Raw genomic sequence first — 17,730 nt, forward strand, 5'->3', positions numbered from 1 at the left:
CGGAATCGGTATTACAGGCCCTGTCATTCATCGCCATGAACAATGTGAATTCGAACGAATTTCAATCCGTATTGGATGCCGACCTGCATCGCGCCGTGATGGAATCGCAGGCGCGTTCGCAAGCCGACAAGAGCCTGCCCACGCTGACCAAGGCCGAACTGGCCGAACTTTTGTTCGAGCAGGTCGGTCTGAACAAGCGCGAAGCCAAGGACATGGTGGAAACCTTCTTCGACGAGATCCGCAACGCCCTTGAGCGCGGCGAGGCCGTCAAGCTGTCCGGCTTCGGCAACTTCCAGCTGCGCGACAAGCCGCAACGGCCTGGCCGCAATCCGAAGACCGGTGAAGAAATTCCCATCACGGCACGGCGTGTGGTCACGTTCCACGCCAGCCAGAAACTCAAGGAAATGGTGGAGCTCTCCAGCGGCAATCCCGTTGAGTTGCCCGTCTAATCTATGAACGATCGCGTCAACAAACCAGCGGCAATCGTCTTGCCGCCGATTCCCGCCAAGCGCTATTTCACGATCGGCGAAGTCAGCGAACTGTGCGGCGTGAAGCCGCACGTGCTACGTTACTGGGAGCAGGAATTCACCCAGTTGAAGCCGGTGAAGCGTCGCGGCAATCGCCGCTATTACCAACACCACGAAGTGCTGCTGATCCGCCGTATCCGTGAGCTGCTGTACGAGCAGGGCTTCACCATCAGCGGCGCGCGCAACAAGCTTGATGGCAGCAACGAGCCCGAGCAGCCGGAGATCGTGCAGCCGCCCGCCATCAGCCTGGACGAAGAGGGTATCGAGCGCGTGCGCGCCGAGCTGCTCAACGTGCTCGACATTCTGCGTCCCGGCGCGCGACAGGCATAAGGCTTTAGGCCTAAGCCGACACGTCGGCGCCTGCGCGAAAAACCGCTGCCTCGCGCAGCGGTTTTTTTATTGCCCCCGGATTTTTTTACAGCATTTCATTTCGCATCGCTCATGGATCAGACAGGCAAGAACGTGAAGCACACATGGCGGCCGATGACGGCAGCCGATCTCGATCATGTGATGGCGGTGGCTGCCGTGGTGCATGCCGGATTCTTCGAGCGGCGGGAAGTCTTCGTTGAGCGCCTGGCGCTATATCCGCAGGGATGCCTGATCGCGGCGGGCGAGGGCGGTGACGTCATCGGTTACGCCTTCATGCATCCGGCGCGTCTGGGCGTGCCGCCGGCGCTGGACAGCAGGCTGCAGCAGATCGATGCGGCGGCTGATTGCCTCTATCTGCATGACGTTGCTTTGCTGCCTGCTGCACGCGGCGCGGGCTTGGGGCGTGCGTTGATGGCGTTGTTGTCTGCATTGATGGCGTGCGAGGCCTATGCGCAGGCGGCGCTGGTGGCGGTGCATGGCTCGGCGCCGTATTGGCGTAGCTTCGGCTTCGATGACGTGGCCGCGCCTTCGGCCGCGCTGCGCGACAAGCTGGCCAGCTATGATGCGCAGGCCTTGTATCTAGTGAAGCGGATTTGATGAGGCAAGCGTGCTGCAAAAAAAGCCGGGCGGATGCCCGGCTTTTTTATTGGCCGATGCCGATACCGGTGTCGGTGGCGTCGCGCATGGCATCGCATGTCGATGCGACCTTCACCGCATCACAGGTGGGCGGCGCGTCTCGCCACATCGCGCACACGTACCGCTGTGCGCGTCAAAGCGGGATGGTGCGCGAATACACCTGATCGCGTCCCGACAGCGATTGCGCAATCTGTTTGAGCAGCGCCTGCGTGGGGGCGGGCTGGCCTGCCGTTCCGGTGAGCATGAAGGCGGCGGCCGCCACCAGCACCAGGCTTGCGCGCAAGCTTTTACGCTCCGGCGCCAACCCGCGGCAGAACCACCACGCCGCCGCCGCGCCCACCATCAATCCGGTGACGACTTCTGACGCGGAGTGCACCTTGATCATGAAGCGCGAGAGACCCACCGACAGCAGCAGCGCGCAGGCGAGCGTTAGTGCCAAGCCGCGCGCCTGTGCTGATCTGCCTTCCGTGAGCAGCACCGCCAGCGTCAGGTAAAGCGCCGTCGCCGATGCCGTGTGGCCGCTGATGCCGGTGAAGTTGTAGAGCAGCGGCGGCGTGATGTTCCAGCCCATGAAGAGCAGCTTGGTGATTACCACGATCATCATCGCCACGCCGAACGCCAGCAGCCAGCGCAGCATCTGCCGCCACCAGCCGTTCAAGCCCAGCCACAGCGCCACCATGCAGGCGCCGGGAACGGTGAAGGCGCTGTCGCCTAAAAAGGTAATGGTGTGCCACCAGCTCATGTATTGAATTCCGACATTTGAAGAACCTATTTCCGACTCCAGCGATCTTAAGTTTTGTTCGGTGTGACAAATGAATATTTATTAGATGTCCATCGATAACTTTGCGGCATCAGCCTGAAGATGAGGTTGATTGCCGGCGGTGGCGCAAGTTCGCGCAAGAGCAAAACTTGTCGCCAATTCCGGGCTTGTCGGCATTACGGGAGCAGAAACTTCCTGCTTTCCTACAGCGGCTGTCGGGATTCTCCGATTGACGAACATTGAGTGTTTTTGCATTAACACATATTTTTACACTCTGCAACAAATTTCTCCAATTTTTTTTGATTAATTGGCGAAAATGATGCATGATGAAACCTGATTTTTCCTGTTGCGATGCAGCAATAGCGGCGCCGGAAATTGCCATTGTTTTAAAAGACGAATTAAAAAAGAAAGGACATTGGGAAATATGGCTTGGCAGGTTAACCAATGGAGTACCCGTCGAAAGAGCGCGCAAGTCCTTGCTTTGATTGCCTTTGCGACGATGCAGCAGGCGCGTGCGGCGGACGACCAACAAGTCATCACCCCTTACGCGCAATACTCGATTCTCTACGACGACAATTTGCTGCGACTGCGAGATGCCGCCGCTGCGCAATCCGCCGTCGGCACCACCCAGATGTCCGATTACGTGCATTCCACCGTAGGAGGGATTCGCTTCGACAGGATGTTCAGCCGTCAGCACATCAAGCTGGATGCCAGTCTCAACAAAAACAGTTTCGATTACTTCAAGCAGTTCGATAACGATGGCCGCGATCTCAATGCCTATTGGGGCTGGGCTCTCGGCGAGCATTTGACGGGCGACATCGGGTATGTGTATTCGCAGGCCCTGACGCCGTTCCAGAACCTGCGCGTGCTGGAGAAAAACATCCGCACGATGCAGACCAAGTACGCAACGATTGCATGGCAGCTGCATCCGGACTGGACCGTGCGCGCACAGTATTCGCGCTTCGGCCTGGACTACGACCTGCAGTCCCAGCAGGCGAACAACTTCACGCAGGACATCGCCGACCTGGGCCTGGATTACACCGCACGCAGCGGCAGCATCGCCGGCGTGGTGGTGCGGCATACGAAGGCGAACTATCCGGAGTCGACGGTGCTCAACAACGGTTCGTCGATCAACAACTCGTTCACCCAGGATGAGCTCAAGGCGCGCGTGACCTGGCTCTACAGCGCCAAGACCAAGCTGCAGTTCCTGGGCGGCTATGTCACCCGCGAGCGCGTCAATGGCGGCTCTGCGGATTACAGCGGATTCAACGCGCGCCTGATCGCGGACTGGCAGGCAACTGCAAAGACGGCGTTCAAAATGAATCTTTGGCGCGAGATCGGTGGTCTGAGCGACGTGGATGCGAACTACGCATTGACCACCGGCATCAGTCTGGCGGCAACGCTGAAGGCGTCCGACAAGCTGAGGTTCGACGGATCGCTCGATTATCAGCGCCGCAACTACAACGGCGCGGCGGTTATCACAGGCGTCACTCCTTCCAGCCGGAAGGACAGGTATCAGAAGGCCAGTTTCGGCATTACTTACTACCCGACCAGATCGCTCTCGCTGATGATGGGTATCTATCGGGAAGATGTGCAGTCAAACATCGACAGTTTCGGCTACGTCTCCAACGGTATTGCATTGACCACGCGCTATGAGTTCTGAGGCCCCAAAAATGAATAACGAAATCCAAGACACTTTGCCATTGGTCAATGTGAAGCCCAATGTGATCGTGATGGTCTTCAAGCGCCTGCTTGAGCCGGCCCTGATCGTGAGTTATCTGTGGGTGCTGGTGCGCCTGAACGGCCTGTCGTTCTCCGGTGACTATTGGGTGCTGGCGATCATGGCCTTCTTCATCAGCTCCTATTTCTTCTCCGAGTTCCACGAGCGTCGCCTGCGCCGCAACCCCAAGGGCGTGCACTCGGTGGCGCCGATCTTCATCGACTGGCTGGCCGTGGTCGCGGTGCTGGGTCTGATCGGCTACATCTGCGAGTTCTACCAGCAGTTCTCGCCGCAAGTGATCACCGCCTGGGTGCTGGGCACGCCGATCGGCCTGATGGTGTCGCAATATGCGCAGGGCCGCGTGATGCGCGACCTGCACACCAAGGGCGAAGTCAGCAAGGCCATCATCATCGGCGTCAACCCGGCCGCGCTGAAGATGGCCGAGCGCATGGAAAACTATCCGGCGCTGATGATCAAGCTGATGGGCTTTTTCGATGACCGTGAAATCAACCGCCAGCCGCAGGGCACCTTCACCCCGCTGATGGGCAAGATGTCCGATGTGGCCGCCTACGTGCGCAAGCACAACATCAACATGGTCTACATCAGCATGCCGATCTCGGCGCAGCCGCGCGTGCTGCAGATGATCGACGAGCTGCAGGACACCACCGCCTCGATCTACTTCGTCCCCGACATCTACATCTTCAACTTGATCCAGGCCCGCTTCGACTACGTCGGCGGCATGGCGGTGATGGCCATCTGCGAGACGCCGTTCACCGGCATGAACAACTTCATCAAGCGCGTCAGCGACATCATCCTGGCCTCCATCATCCTGCTGATGCTGTTGCCGGTGCTGATGGTGGTGTCGATCTGCGTGAAGGCCACTTCGCCGGGACCGATCATCTTCAAGCAGCGCCGTTACGGCCTCGATGGCGAAGAGATCGTGGTCTACAAATTCCGCTCCATGACCGTCATGGAAGACGGCGCCGCCGTCAAGCAGGCCCAGAAAGGCGACATGCGACTGACCAAGATCGGCGGCTTCCTGCGCAAGAGTTCGCTGGATGAATTGCCGCAGTTCGTCAATGTCCTGCAGGGCCGCATGAGCATCGTAGGGCCACGTCCGCATGCGGTCGCGCACAACGAGTTGTATCGCAAGCAGATCAAGGGCTACATGCTGCGTCACAAGGTCAAGCCGGGCATCACCGGTTGGGCGCAGGTCAACGGCCTGCGCGGCGAGACCGAGACGCTGGACAAGATGAAGGCGCGTATCGAGTTCGACCTGGAGTACCTGCGTCGCTGGTCGCTCACCTTTGACCTGTGGATCATCGTCCAGACCGTGCGCCTGGTGCTCAAGCGCGAAAACGCTTACTAGGCCGCCCCCTAACAACAAACAGAAACGGGCGGATCTTGCACCATCGCAGGCATTGCGGAGCTGTCGGCCGCAGTGTGGGGCAGTTGCCGCCTTTTCACTCACCGAGACATCAACACTGAAAGCTCTGAGGATGACAAAAAGAACATATCGACTGTCCGCCGCCACGGGGGGACTGAAAGCCGCAGCCTGCATCTCGCTGCTGGGATTGCTGGCGGCATGCGGCAGCAAGAATGAGGCTTCGTCCGGCCAGGCGCTGGCCAGCGTCGACGGCAAGGAAATCACCGTACACCAGCTCAACGCGGAGCTGGGCCGGGGCGGTGCGCGCGAAGCCAGCAAGCAGGTGCTGGACGGCCTGGTGGCGCGGCAACTGCTGATCAATGCCGCCAAGAAGGACAAGCTCGACGCCAACCCGACCGTGCTGGCCAACATGGAGCGCGCCAAGGATCTGGTGCTGGCGCAGAGCTACGTGCAGATGAAGCTCTCCAAGCCGTCGCGCCCGACCCAGCAGGAGATCGCCGACTTTTACGGCCAGCATCCCGACTGGTTCGCGCAGCGCAAGCAGTTTGAATTCTCGGAGCTGGTGATCAGCAACGCCAACCTGAGCAAGGAATTGAATGAACTAATGGTGGGTACGCGCCCTCTTGAAGAGGTCGCCGCATGGCTGAGCTCGCGCAACATCGCCTTCAGCCGCCTGCAGGTGACCAAGACATCGATGGATCTGCCGCCGCCGATGCTGGCCGAATTGAAGACCATGGAGCGCGGCCACCTGTTCATCGTCAAGGAAGGCGAGGCCGCCATCCTGACCTCGTTGGCGGACGTCAAGCCGGCCCCGTTGACATCGGTGGCCGCCGCGCCGCAGATCGAGCAGTACCTGATGGCGCAACGGCAGGGCCAGATCACCGACCAGGCGATCGGCAACTTGAGGGCCGAAGCCAAGATCGATTACTTCGACAAGGCCAAGTCGCTGAAGGACAACGCGCAGGCGGCGCCGGCCGCCGCGACTGCTGCCGATCCGGCAGGCGCCAAGGACGACTCGGTCGCGCGCGGCCTGTCCGGGCTCAAGTGAGGCCGCGAGACGGCATTCGACAGATTTGATGGTGGGCTAACCGACGTACCCGATGCATCCGCAGGACCGATGCCTTCGATGTACCAACAGACGTAAATCCGGAGTTAAAAAAACATGATGAAAAAAATCTTACTGCTGCTCGCAGGCCTGATGATCGCCGGTTTCGGCCCCTCCGCCTTCGCGGACGACATTCCCCTCGGACCGGGCGACGTGATCCGCGTCAACGTCTATGGCAGTCAGGACCTGACCCTGGAAACCCGCGTGAGCGAAGCCGGTTCCATCAGCTATCCGCTGATCGGCGAAGTGCAGGTCGGCGGCATGTCGACCTCGCAGGCCGAGCGCAAGATCGCCGACCTGCTGAAGAAGGGCGGCTACCTGGTCAACCCGCAGGTCAACATCCTGGTCACCACGCCGCAAAGCCAGATGGTCTCGGTACTGGGCCAGGTCTACAAGCCGGGCCGCTATCCACTGGACGGCAAGCGCAACATCGCTGACGCGATCGCGCTGGCCGGCGGCGTGAACCCCGACGGCGGCGATACCATCACCATCGTGCGCACCGTCAATGGCCAGATCAGCCGCACCCTGGTGGACATCTACGCCATCACCCACAACGGCGACACCAGCGAACTGCCGACGATTTCGCCCAATGACGTGATCTATGTGGAACGCTCGCTGCGCTTCTACATCTACGGCGAGGTGCAACGTCCCGGCATGTACAAGCTGGAGCGCGGCACCACCGTGCTGCAGGCGCTGTCGGTGGGCGGCGGCCTGACCCCGCGCGGCACCGAGCGCGGCCTGCTGGTCAAGCGCCGCGATGCTGAGGGCGCGCTGCAGGAAGTGCCGGTCAAGAAGGAAGACATGCTGCAGGCCGACGACATCGTCTATGTCAAGGAGAGCTGGTTCTGACCTTGGGTCGGAACCGGGAAAACACAGATGCGCGCCTCGGCTGACAGAGCGACGACGCGCACCATTCGCCAGATTTTCCAGGAGTAACGAGAATGAACCTATCCCAGTTTCTGCTGATCCTGCGGGCGCACATGAAGATCATCCTGCTGATCTTCGGCGTCACCGTGGCGACCGCCCTGGTGGTCAGCCTGCTGCTGCCCAAGACCTACAAGGCGACGTCCTCGGTCGTCTTGAACTACAAGGCCAACGACCCCGTCACCGGCCTGATGGTCACGGCCCAGGCGCTGCCGGGCTACATGCCGACCCAGGTCGACATCATCAACAGCCGCAACGTCGTGCTGACCGTGATCGACAACCTGAAGCTGGTCAACGAGCCGGCCGTGAAGGCCAGCTACGCCAGCAGCGGTTCGCCGCTGGACATTCGCAACTGGCTGGCCGACGCGCTGTCGCCCAACCTGGATGCAGTCGCCTCGCGCGACAGCAGCGTGATCGACATCACCTACAAGGGCCGCGACCCGCAGTTCGTGGCGACCATGGCCAACGCCTTCGCCGAGGCTTACCAGCAGGTGAGCATGCAGCTGAAGCTGGATCCGACCCGCAAGGCATCGGTCTACTTCAACGACCAGATCAAGGTGCTGCGCGAAAACTATGAAAAGGCGCAGAACCGCCTGTCGAAGTACCAGCAGGAAAACGGCATCACCAACCTCGACAATCGCATGGACGTCGAGAACAACCGCCTGAACGATCTCTCCACGCAGCTGGTGGCCGCACAGGGAGCTTTGTCGGAAGCCCAGTCGCGCCGCCAGGCCGCCGGCAGCGCCGCCAACTCGCCCGACGTGCTGGCAAATCCTCTGGTGCAGAACCTGAGGGCCAACGTCGCAGCCTCCGAGGCCCGCTTCGCGCAGGCCGCCAAGCGCCTGGGCACCAACCATCCGGACTACCTGAACGCCAAGGCGGAGCTGGACGGCCTGCGTGCGCAGCTGAACGCGGCGATCGCCTCGACCTCGGCCAGCGTCAGCACCAACGCTTCGATCCTGGCCAAGCGTGAAGCCGAGATTCGCGGCGAGTTCGACGCGCAAAAGAAGAAGGTGCTGGATCTGAACCGCAGCCGCGACGAACTCTCGGTGCTGCAGCGTGACCTCGACAGCGCCCAGAAGGCCTATGAGCTGACCTCGCAGCGCTTCACCCAGACTAATCTGGAAGGCCAGTCCAACCAGTCGGATATCTCGCTGCTGGCCACCGCCGTGCCGCCGACCGGCCCGGCCAGCCCGCGCATCTTCGTCAACCTGGTGCTGTCGATGTTCGTCGGCCTGGTGCTGGGCGTGATGGCCGCGCTGGGTCTGGAACTGATCAACCGCCGCGTGCGTTCGGAGGTGGACCTGGTCGAAGGCCTGGGCCTGCCGGTGCTGGGCAGCATCGCACGCCCCAGCCTGCATGCGCGCCGCGGCAGCCGCCGCCCGGCGCTGGCCCGCAACGTCAGATCGCTGCCCGCCGCCTGAGGCGGGGAGCCCAGACCGGTTTGCCGGATCACAACGTACCTCGCGTACACAACGAATCGGAACTCACATGGACACTGCAATCCTGATCAGCAACAAGGCCAGCAACACCTTGCCCAGCCGCTCCATCGGCGCGATCCTGATCGACATGGGCAAGCTCACGCCGGACAAGGCCGAGCGCATCCTGCGCCTGCAACGCGAACGCGGCATGCGTTTCGGCGACGCCGCCATCCAGCTGGGTCTGCTGACCCAGGACGACATCGATCATGCGCTGTCGTCCCAGTTCGACTACCCCTACCTGCAAAAGGGCGAGAGCCTGGTCAGCCAGGAAGTGGTGGCCGCCTACGACCCCTTCAGCCCGGAAGTGGAAACCCTGCGCGCGCTGCGCAGCCAGCTGATGCTGCGCTGGTTCGACGCCGATAACGGCCACAAGTCGCTGGCCGTGACCAGCCCGGGCAGCGGCGAAGGGCGCAGCTACCTGGCCGCCAACCTGGCGGTGGTGTTCTCCCAGCTGGGGGAACGTACGCTGCTGATCGATGGCGACATGCGCAATCCGCGCCAGCATGAACTGTTCGGCCTGGACAACCGCTTCGGCCTGTCGGCGGTGATCGCCGGTCGCGCCGGCGCGGCCGAATCCATCCATCGCGTGCCCGCGCTGGTGGACCTGTCGGTGATGACCTCCGGTCCCACCCCGCCCAACCCGCAGGAGCTGCTGGGGCGCGCGCCGTTCGCGCAGCTGCTGCAGCAGCTGGCGCCCAGCTATGACGTGATCGTGATCGACACGCCGCCGGGCATCGACTGCGCCGACGCCCAGATGGTGTCCGTTCGTACCGGCGCGGCGCTGATGGTGGTGCGCAAGAACGTCAGCCACATCACCAGCGTGCGCACCCTGGCCGATACCCTCGCCAGCGCCCACGTGCGCGTGGTGGGCAGCGTGCTCAACGAGTTCTGATGCCCATCGACCCCGGCCAAGGCGCACCATGACCATCGAGCAGACCCTCCCGCTGCAGGAAAAGAAGAAGCTGAGCTTGTCGCCCTGGCTGGTGATCGCCGTCGGCCTGGCGGCGATGTACATCCCCAGCTTCATCGACCTGTTCCACGGCGTGTGGGGCACCGAGCGCAATGCGCACGGGCCCATCGTGCTGGCGGTGGCCTGCGTCTATCTGTTCGTGCGGGTGCGCCAGCTGCGCGAGGAGGGCCTGATCGAACGTCGTCCCGCGCCGCTGGCCGGCGGCCTGGTGCTGCTGTTCGGTTTGCTGTGCTTCGCCCTGGGGCGCTCGCAGACGGTGCTGTTCATGGAGGCGGGATCGCTGATCCCGATTCTGGCCGGACTGGTGCTGATGTTCTTCGGCGTGCGCACCTGCCGCCGCCTGTGGTTCGCGTTCTTCTTCATGCTGTTCATGGTGCCGCTGCCGGCCTCGGTGGTGGACCTGCTGACCCAGCCGCTGAAGATCGGCGTGTCCTTTGCCTCCGAGCACCTGCTGCGCGCCTTCGATTACCCGATCGCCCGCAGCGGCGTGATCCTGTACATGGGCCAATACCAGCTGCTGGTGGCCGACGCCTGCGCCGGCTTGAACTCGCTGTTCACGCTGGAGGCGCTGGGCCTGCTCTACATGAACCTGGTGCGGCACCAGTCGCTGCTGCGCAATACCACGCTGGCGCTGCTGATCGTGCCGATCTCGTTTACCGCCAACACGGTGCGCGTGGTGGTGCTGGCGCTGATCACCTACTACATGGGCGATGCGGCGGGGCAGGGCTTCCTGCACGGCTTCGCCGGCATGCTGCTGTTCCTGGTGGCGCTGGGCCTGATCATCGGCCTGGACAGCGTGCTGCGCCTGATCGCGGTGCGTTACGCCCGCTGGCGCGGCATGGCCGAACCGGAGGCGGTGCCGCGCGTGCGCAAGCAGGCCCGCGAGGAGCGCAGCGGCCTGTTCGCCATCGGCCTGCCGACGGCGCTGGTGCTGGCGGTCGGCATGGTGGCCTCGGTCGGCGCAGCGCATGCGCTGGCCCCGCATGAGGCCAATGTGGTCAAGACCACCAGGTTCGACTCCTTCGTGCCGGCGCAATTCGGCGAGTGGCGCGAAGTGCCGTCGCCTTATGTGCAGGTCAGCGTGGACGTGCAGGACGGCACAACGCGCGACTACGACCAGCCCTATGACGACGTGCTCAGCCGCACCTACGTCAACAGCCGCGGCGAGCAGGTGATGCTGGCGCTGGCCTATGCCAACGAACAGATGCAGGACGTGAAGATCCACCCGCCCGAGGTGTGCTACATCGCCCAGGGCTTCGTGATGATGGGCGGCGCGCCGCTGGCCATGCAGACCGCCGAAGGCAAACCGGTCACGGGGCAGCGCTTCCTGGCGCGCAACAACGACCGGCTGGAAGCGGTCAGCTACTGGATGCGCATCGGCGACGCCTTCCCGGACGGCGGCCTGGCCGCGCGCTGGAAGATCTTCACCGCCGGCATGGCCGGGCGGATTTCCGACGGCATCCTGGTGCGCGCCTCCAGCCTGGTGCAGAACCCGTCCCAGCAGGAGGGCGCCTATGCGCTGCAGCAGCGCTTCCTGAAGGACCTGGAGGCCGCCATGCACCGCGGCCATCCGGGGCTGATGGTGCCAGCCTGATTTATATCCAAACGGCCGCGGTCGGCGCCCGGCGTCTTCATCCCCGAGGCGCGACCGTGCTCAATTCATCCACGCCGTGCAAGGCGGACTGCAACGGGCGAGCGTGCCCGGCCGCGCATCGTTGCCGGCCAATGCGGCCGCAAGCAGAGGAATAAAAGCATGAAAAATACCACCCTCGACAAATCGCAACTGGTCGTACTGGCCGCCGCTGTGCTGGTCTCGATACTGGTCGGCATGGCGCTGCCGGTATTCACCGGCCTGGCCGGCAACAGCATCGGCAAGCTGGCGGCGCTGCCGGCGCTGTTCGTGCTGGGCGGCCTGTTCATCTTCAACCGCCGTTTGCTGCTGTTGATGATCTTCTTCCTGCGCGCCTCGGGCGACATCGTGCTGGAGTCGACCCGCGTGGGCGGCACCGGCGGCGTCGGCCTGGGCGGCGCGATCAACGCGCTGATCATCCTGATCGCCTTCCTGTTCGTGGTGGAGAAGCCCAAGCTGCTGCCGCGCCGCGTGATCGTGCCGTGGCTGATCCTGATGGCGGTGGCCTGCGTCGGCGTGGTGATCTCGCCGGACCGCGGCGCGGCAATCAAGATCGTGCTGTCGTTGTCGTCCTATTTCGCGGTGTTCATCTGCGCCTTCTACGTGGTGCGCTCGCCCGAAGATTTTCGCTCGATGGTCAAGCTGATGGTGGCCTCGTCGGTCATCCCGGCGCTGTACGCGATCGTCAACACCGCACTGCACGCCAGGGGCGGGCTGGCCAATTTCCGCCTGCAGAGTACCTTCGGCCACCCCAACATCTTTGCCTTCTACCTGACGCTGGTGATTTCGCTGGGCCTGTACATGGTCAAGAAGAAGGAGTTCGCGCTCAACCAGTTCCAGCGCTTCGTACTGGTCGGCTACATGGTCGGCCTGTTCGGGCTGCTGCTGCTGACGCAGACGCGCAGTGCGTGGATCGCCTGCTTCATGCTGTTTGCGGTGTACGGCCTGATCTTCGAGCGGCGCTACCTGATCTACCTGGCGGTGCTGCCGATGCTGGCGCTGCTGGTGCCCAGCGTGCAGGAGCGCGTGATGCAGCTCGACAGCGGCAACACCGTCGAGACCTACGCCAAGCTGAACTCCTTCGCCTGGCGCGTCTACCTGTGGGAGTCGGGCCTGAAGTGGATGTCGGTCTCGCGCTACCTGACCGGCTATGGCGTGGAGTCCTTCCCGTACTACTCGCAGACCTTCTTCCCGCTGGCCGGCACTACCAAGTGGGGCGCCCACAGCGTGTTCGTGCAGTGGTTCTTCGACACCGGCCTCATCGGCACGGTGGCTTACCTGGCCGTGTTCTTCCAGGTGGCGCGCATGCTGATCAAGCTCTACGCGCTGGACCGCCTGGGCGCGGTGATCCTGATCTGTACCCTGATCGAGTACCTGGTGGTGTCGGCCTCCGACAACCTGCTGGCCTACCTAGCGTTCAACTGGTACTTCTGGCTGTTCCTGGGGATGGGGTGCTCGGTCTATTTCAACAGCGAAGCCTTCCAGGCCGAACAGCTGAAGAAGAAAACGCGCGGCGCGCAGCAAGCCGGCATGCAGGGATTGCGTCGCGCCTGAGGCCCGCCGCGATCGTTCCCCGCTGATGCGGCGTGCCCGAACGCCGCTCGCTCAACATTGCCACAAGAGATGACATGCCAACAAAAATAGCCTATTTCATCAACCAGTATCCCAAGGTCAGCCACAGCTTCATCCGGCGTGAAATCGCCGCCGTGGAGGAGCAGGGCTTCGAGGTGCAGCGCATCGCGCTGCGCGGCTGGGATGCCGAGGTCGTCGACGAGGACGACCGTGCCGAGCGCGCGCGTACGCAGTACATCCTGCAGCGCGGCATGGGCGGCCTGCTGGCGCCGCTGGCGCGCCGGCTGATGGCGCGGCCGGGCAGGTTCTTCTCGGCGCTCGGGCTGGCCTTCAGGATGGCCATGCGCGGTGAGCGTTCGCTGCCTTACCACCTGGTCTACCTGGCCGAGGCGGCGCAGGTGGTCGAGTGGACCGCCGCCTTCGGCGCGCATCACATCCACGCCCACTTCGGCACCAACTCCACCGAGATCGTGATGCTGGCGCAAGCCCTGGGCGGCCCGTCCTACAGCTTCACCGTGCACGGCCCGGAGGAGTTCGACAAGCCGTTCGCGTTGGGTCTGGATGAAAAAATTCGCCGCTCGGCCTTCACCGTGGCCATCACCTCGTTCTGCCAGAGCCAGCTGTACCGCTGGGTCGAGCAATCCGCCTGGAGCAAGGTCGCCATCGTGCATTGCGGCCTCGACCGCGGCTTTTATGCCGGCGCGCCGACGCAGGTGGCGGCGGCGCCGCGGCTGGTGTGCGTGGGCCGCCTGTGCGAGCAGAAGGGCCAACTGCTGCTGGTGGACGCAGCCGCCCAGCTGCATCGGAAGGGCCTGGATTTCGAGCTGGTGCTGGCCGGCGACGGCGAGATGCGTCCGCAGATCGAAGAGCAGATCCGCCGCCACGGCCTGCAGGACAAGATCCGCATCACCGGCTGGATCAGCAGCAAGCAGGTGCGCGACGAGCTGCTGGCTGCGCGCGCGCTGGTGCTGCCCAGTTTCGCCGAAGGCCTGCCGGTGGTGATCATGGAGGCCATGGCGCTGCGCCGCCCGGTGCTGACTACTTATGTGGCCGGCATCCCTGAGCTGGTGCTGCAGGGCGAGAACGGCTGGCTGTTCCCGGCCGGCGACGTCGAGCGGCTGGTGGAGTCGATGGAGCAGTGCCTGGCCGCCTCGCCCGAGCAGCTTGAACGCATGGGCGTGGCCGCACAGGTGCGCGCGGTGGAGCGTCACTCGATCAGCGTCGAGGCCGGCAAGCTGGCGCGCCTGTTCGCGCTGCATGCAACGCCGCAGGCGCAGCGCATTCACGCAGCGCAGGTGGAGGGCGCGCAATGACGGTGGCCCACGCCAAGCAGCGCGACGACGAGGTGCTGACCGCCGAGCGCCCCGGCGCCGCCGGCAGCATGGTGCACACCCAGCACAAGGAAATTGCCTCGCTGGACGGCTGGCGCGCGGTGGCCATCGCCATCGTGTTCCTGAGCCATGCAGGGCTGGGCAAGATCGTGCCCGGCGGCCTGGGCGTGACGATTTTCTTTTTCCTCAGCGGCTACCTGATCACCACCTTGCTGGTGCGCGAATTCACCAAGACCGGCGGCATCAACATCCGCCACTTCTACGTGCGCCGCGTCTTGCGATTGACGCCGCCGCTGCTGCTGGTGCTGACCATCACCTACCTGCTGACGCACTATGGCGTCTTCACCGGCCACGCCGGATGGAGCGGCTTCTTTGCCCAGCTGTTCTACTTCGCCAACTACTACGTGCTGTTCTTCGATGCCGGCCATACGGTGCCGCAGGGCACCGGCGTGTTCTGGTCGCTGGCGGTGGAGGAGCATTTCTATTTCGTCTTCCCGGCGCTGTTCATGCTGCTGATGCGCCGCGCCGACCATCGCCGCATTCCGCTCTACCTGCTGGGCCTGTGCGCGGCCTTCCTTGCCTGGCGCTACTACCTGGTGGTGGGCACCGGCTCCTCGATGGAGCGCACCTATTACGCTACCGACACCCGCATCGATTCCATCCTCTTCGGCTGCATTCTGGCCACGCTGAAGCTGCCCGACGCGTGGCGCGCCTTCCTGATGCGTCCCGCAGCGCGCATGGTAGGCGTGGGCGCGGGCGTGTTCCTGCTGCTGCTGTCGCTGGTGGTGCGCGACGACGTGTTTCGCGAGACGCTGCGCTACTCGGTGCAGGGCGTTGCGCTGATCCCGCTGTTCTTTTATTCGGTGTCGCACCCGCAGAGTTTTCCGTTCCGCTGGCTCAACCTGCGCTGGGTGCAGCGCATCGGGATCTATTCCTATTCGATCTACCTGTCGCATGAAGTCCTGTTGAGCAACGTGGATTGGGTGTCCTCCAATCCGGCGCTCAACATTCTGGCGGCGCTGGTGTTCTCACTGTTGTTCGCCATGCTGGTGGACCGCTTCATCGACGTGCCGCTGCGCGCGGTGCGCGCACGATTCCGCTAAGCGGGCCGGCTTGTCCGGCCTGCTTGATCCGCTCATTCCAACGCAAGATTGGAGGCATTGACGTGTTACTGATCAATAAAAATGATGCCGGACAACCGGCAAACCTGAAGGGCCGCCACGGGGAAGCGGCAGGGGAGGTCGCGCCCGCCGCGATCCAGTCCCCCCATCCGGGGCTGCATCCCAAATACCGTCCCGACATCGACGGCCTGCGCGCCATCGCGGTCGGCTCGGTGGTGATCTTCCACGCCTTCCCGGAGTGGTTCGCGGGCGGCTTTATCGGCGTGGACATCTTCTTCGTGATCTCAGGATTCCTGATCTCGCTGATCATCTTCAACAACCTGGAGCACGGGCGCTTCTCCATCATCGACTTTTACGTGCGACGGGTGAAGCGCATCTTCCCCGCGCTGATGACGGTGATGACGTTGTGCATGGCCGCGGGCTGGGTGGTGCTGTTCGCCGACGAATACAAGCAGCTGGGCAAGCACCTGTTCGGCGGCTCGACCTTCATCTCCAACTTCCTGTTCTGGCGCGAGAGCGGCTACTTCGACAACTCGGCCGAGACCAAGCCGCTGCTGCACCTGTGGAGCTTGGCCATCGAGGAGCAGTTCTACCTGTTCTGGCCGCTCCTGCTGGCCTTTGTCTGGAAGCGCCGCTGGGGCTTCCTGGGCATCATGGGCGTGATCGCCGCGCTGTCGTTCGCGGTCAACATCTACCTGATCGGGCACGACCAGACGGCTGCCTTCTACTCGCCGCTGGCGCGCTTCTGGGAGCTGATGGTGGGCGGCGCGCTGGGCTACATCACTTTGCACCGGCAAGACCTCAACCGCCACTACAAGAACCTGCAGGCCTGGCTGGGTGTGGGCTTGCTGGTGGTGGGCTTTGCCTTGATGGACGGTTCGCGCGCCTTCCCGGGCTGGTGGGCGCTGCTGCCGGCGATCGGTGCGTTCCTGCTGTTGTCGGCCGGGCCTGAGGCCTGGTTCAACCGCACCGTGCTGGCCAGCAAGCCGATGGTGTGGATCGGCCTGATCAGCTATCCGCTTTACCTGTGGCACTGGCCGCTGCTGGCGTTCGCCACCATCATCGAGGGCCAGACCGCGCCGCTGGCGGTGCGCGCCGCCGCGCTGGCGGGCGGCGTGCTGCTGGCCTGGTTGACCTTCCTGTTCATCGAGCGGCCGCTGCGCGGCTCCGGCAACATGCGCGTGGTGCTGGCGCTGCTGGCCGTCAATGTAGCTGTGGGACTGGGCGGGATGGCCATCTACAAGAACGACGGCTACGACCAGCGCGCGCTCAACAAGAAGCTGGACTACCTGTCCCAGAACGACATCTTCGAGGGCTCGCGCAATTCCGACGGCAGCTGCAGCCGCCTGAACCGGCTCAACGGCGTGGATGAAGAAGTGTGCCTGTCCAACTCGGCCGCGCCGCAGACCCTGTTCGTCGGCGACAGTCACGTCATGGCGCTGCACTCGGCGATCTTCTCGCGCCAGGTGAACATGCCTGCCATCATGGTGGCCGGCCACGCCTGCCGCGTTTATCCCAACCTGCCGTACCAGGCCACGCACCTGCTGCGCTGGTCCAACAACTGCACGGCGATTGCCAATGAAGCGATCTCGGTGGCCGGCAAGCTGCCCTCGATCAGCACGGTGGTCATCAGCGGCGCCTATCCGCGCGACAACCTGGACCGCCCGTCCGAGTATGCCGTCGACGGCCGGACCTTGAGCGCGCGCGAGGCCTTCCTGTCCGGCTACGGCGCGCTGATCGACAGCTTCGCCAAGGCCGGCAAGCGGGTGGTGTTCGTGACCGACGTGCCTTACCTGAAGCTCGATCCGCACTCCTGCGTGAACCGCTTCGAGGACGGCGTCTCGCGCGAATGTGCCTTTACCCAGGCCGAGCACCGCAGCATCCGCAAGGACTACGACGCCGCCGTTGCCGAGCTGCAGCGGCGTCATCCGGCGGCAGCCTTCTTCAATCCCGAGTCGCTGTTCTGTCGCGACGGCATGTGCCGCGCCAAGCAGGGCGACGCCTACCTGTACAACGACACCCAGCACGTCAGCCTGGCCGCGTCGACGTACTTGCTGGGCACGATGCAGCAGCAGGGCCTGTTGCCGGCTGCGCAAGCACCGGCGCGGCCGCAGCAACAGGCGCAGCCGGCGCAATGAAGAAACCCCGCCGTCCGTGAGGAGGGCGGGGCTGCGTTGCGGGTGGTGCCGTCGGGCGG

Annotated in this window: 15 protein-coding genes; 14 read left to right on the top strand and 1 reads right to left on the bottom strand. The window is 63.5% G+C overall.

Features of this window, described 5'->3' with window-relative positions:
* Positions 1–35 precede the first annotated feature (35 nt).
* From J8I26_RS02220 to J8I26_RS02230, 3 genes are all read left to right on the top strand, one after another.
* Positions 36–449: an integration host factor subunit alpha gene (locus J8I26_RS02220; RefSeq protein ID WP_209603632.1), complete on the top strand. Its 414-nt coding sequence runs from the start codon at positions 36–38 to the stop codon at positions 447–449.
* 3 nt (positions 450–452) lie between these two features.
* Positions 453–857, top strand: a complete 405-nt coding sequence (locus J8I26_RS02225) for a MerR family transcriptional regulator (protein ID WP_209603634.1) — start codon at positions 453–455, stop codon at positions 855–857.
* A gap of 111 nt (positions 858–968) precedes the next feature.
* Positions 969–1,493: a GNAT family N-acetyltransferase gene (locus J8I26_RS02230; protein WP_245200018.1), complete on the top strand. Its 525-nt coding sequence runs from the start codon at positions 969–971 to the stop codon at positions 1,491–1,493.
* A 172-nt stretch (positions 1,494–1,665) separates the two neighbouring features.
* On the opposite strand, the gene J8I26_RS02235 is transcribed toward J8I26_RS02230, so the two are convergent.
* Positions 1,666–2,274 (bottom strand): phosphatase PAP2 family protein, encoded by a 609-nt coding sequence (locus J8I26_RS02235; protein WP_209603636.1) that lies wholly within the window; start codon positions 2,272–2,274, stop codon positions 1,666–1,668.
* Between the two features lie 442 nt (positions 2,275–2,716).
* Here J8I26_RS02235 and epsL point away from each other — a divergent pair, with 442 nt between their 5' ends.
* From epsL to J8I26_RS02290, 11 genes are all read left to right on the top strand, one after another.
* Positions 2,717–3,955: an XrtB/PEP-CTERM-associated polysaccharide biosynthesis outer membrane protein EpsL gene (gene epsL / locus J8I26_RS02240; protein ID WP_209603638.1), complete on the top strand. Its 1,239-nt coding sequence runs from the start codon at positions 2,717–2,719 to the stop codon at positions 3,953–3,955.
* A 10-nt stretch (positions 3,956–3,965) separates the two neighbouring features.
* A complete protein-coding gene (locus J8I26_RS02245) occupies positions 3,966–5,381 on the top strand; it encodes an undecaprenyl-phosphate glucose phosphotransferase (RefSeq protein ID WP_209603641.1) in 1,416 nt (471 codons plus the stop codon).
* Between the two features lie 130 nt (positions 5,382–5,511).
* Positions 5,512–6,447, top strand: a complete 936-nt coding sequence (locus tag J8I26_RS02250; RefSeq protein WP_209603643.1) for an EpsD family peptidyl-prolyl cis-trans isomerase — start codon at positions 5,512–5,514, stop codon at positions 6,445–6,447.
* Between the two features lie 117 nt (positions 6,448–6,564).
* Positions 6,565–7,353: a polysaccharide export protein EpsE gene (gene epsE / locus J8I26_RS02255; protein ID WP_209603645.1), complete on the top strand. Its 789-nt coding sequence runs from the start codon at positions 6,565–6,567 to the stop codon at positions 7,351–7,353.
* A 92-nt stretch (positions 7,354–7,445) separates the two neighbouring features.
* Complete coding sequence (gene epsF / locus J8I26_RS02260; protein WP_209603647.1) at positions 7,446–8,852, top strand: chain length determinant protein EpsF; 1,407 nt, start codon at positions 7,446–7,448, stop codon at positions 8,850–8,852.
* A gap of 67 nt (positions 8,853–8,919) precedes the next feature.
* Positions 8,920–9,801: a chain length determinant protein tyrosine kinase EpsG gene (epsG, locus tag J8I26_RS02265; RefSeq protein WP_209603649.1), complete on the top strand. Its 882-nt coding sequence runs from the start codon at positions 8,920–8,922 to the stop codon at positions 9,799–9,801.
* A 28-nt stretch (positions 9,802–9,829) separates the two neighbouring features.
* On the top strand, positions 9,830–11,473 hold the full coding sequence (gene xrtB, locus J8I26_RS02270; protein WP_209603650.1) for an exosortase B: 1,644 nt from the start codon (positions 9,830–9,832) through the stop codon (positions 11,471–11,473).
* A gap of 159 nt (positions 11,474–11,632) precedes the next feature.
* Entirely contained in the window at positions 11,633–13,063 is a 1,431-nt protein-coding gene (locus tag J8I26_RS02275) for an O-antigen ligase family protein (protein ID WP_209603652.1), read from the top strand.
* A gap of 74 nt (positions 13,064–13,137) precedes the next feature.
* On the top strand, positions 13,138–14,394 hold the full coding sequence (locus J8I26_RS02280) for a glycosyltransferase (protein ID WP_209603654.1): 1,257 nt from the start codon (positions 13,138–13,140) through the stop codon (positions 14,392–14,394).
* Positions 14,391–15,515, top strand: a complete 1,125-nt coding sequence (locus J8I26_RS02285; RefSeq protein WP_245200019.1) for an acyltransferase — start codon at positions 14,391–14,393, stop codon at positions 15,513–15,515. The genes J8I26_RS02280 and J8I26_RS02285 overlap by 4 nt, the downstream gene beginning before the upstream one ends.
* Before the next feature lie 62 nt (positions 15,516–15,577).
* On the top strand, positions 15,578–17,671 hold the full coding sequence (locus tag J8I26_RS02290) for an acyltransferase family protein (RefSeq protein WP_348635265.1): 2,094 nt from the start codon (positions 15,578–15,580) through the stop codon (positions 17,669–17,671).
* Positions 17,672–17,730 lie beyond the last annotated feature (59 nt).

This window comes from Herbaspirillum sp. LeCh32-8, from assembly GCF_017814915.1.
Lineage (GTDB): Bacteria > Pseudomonadota > Gammaproteobacteria > Burkholderiales > Burkholderiaceae_D > Herbaspirillum.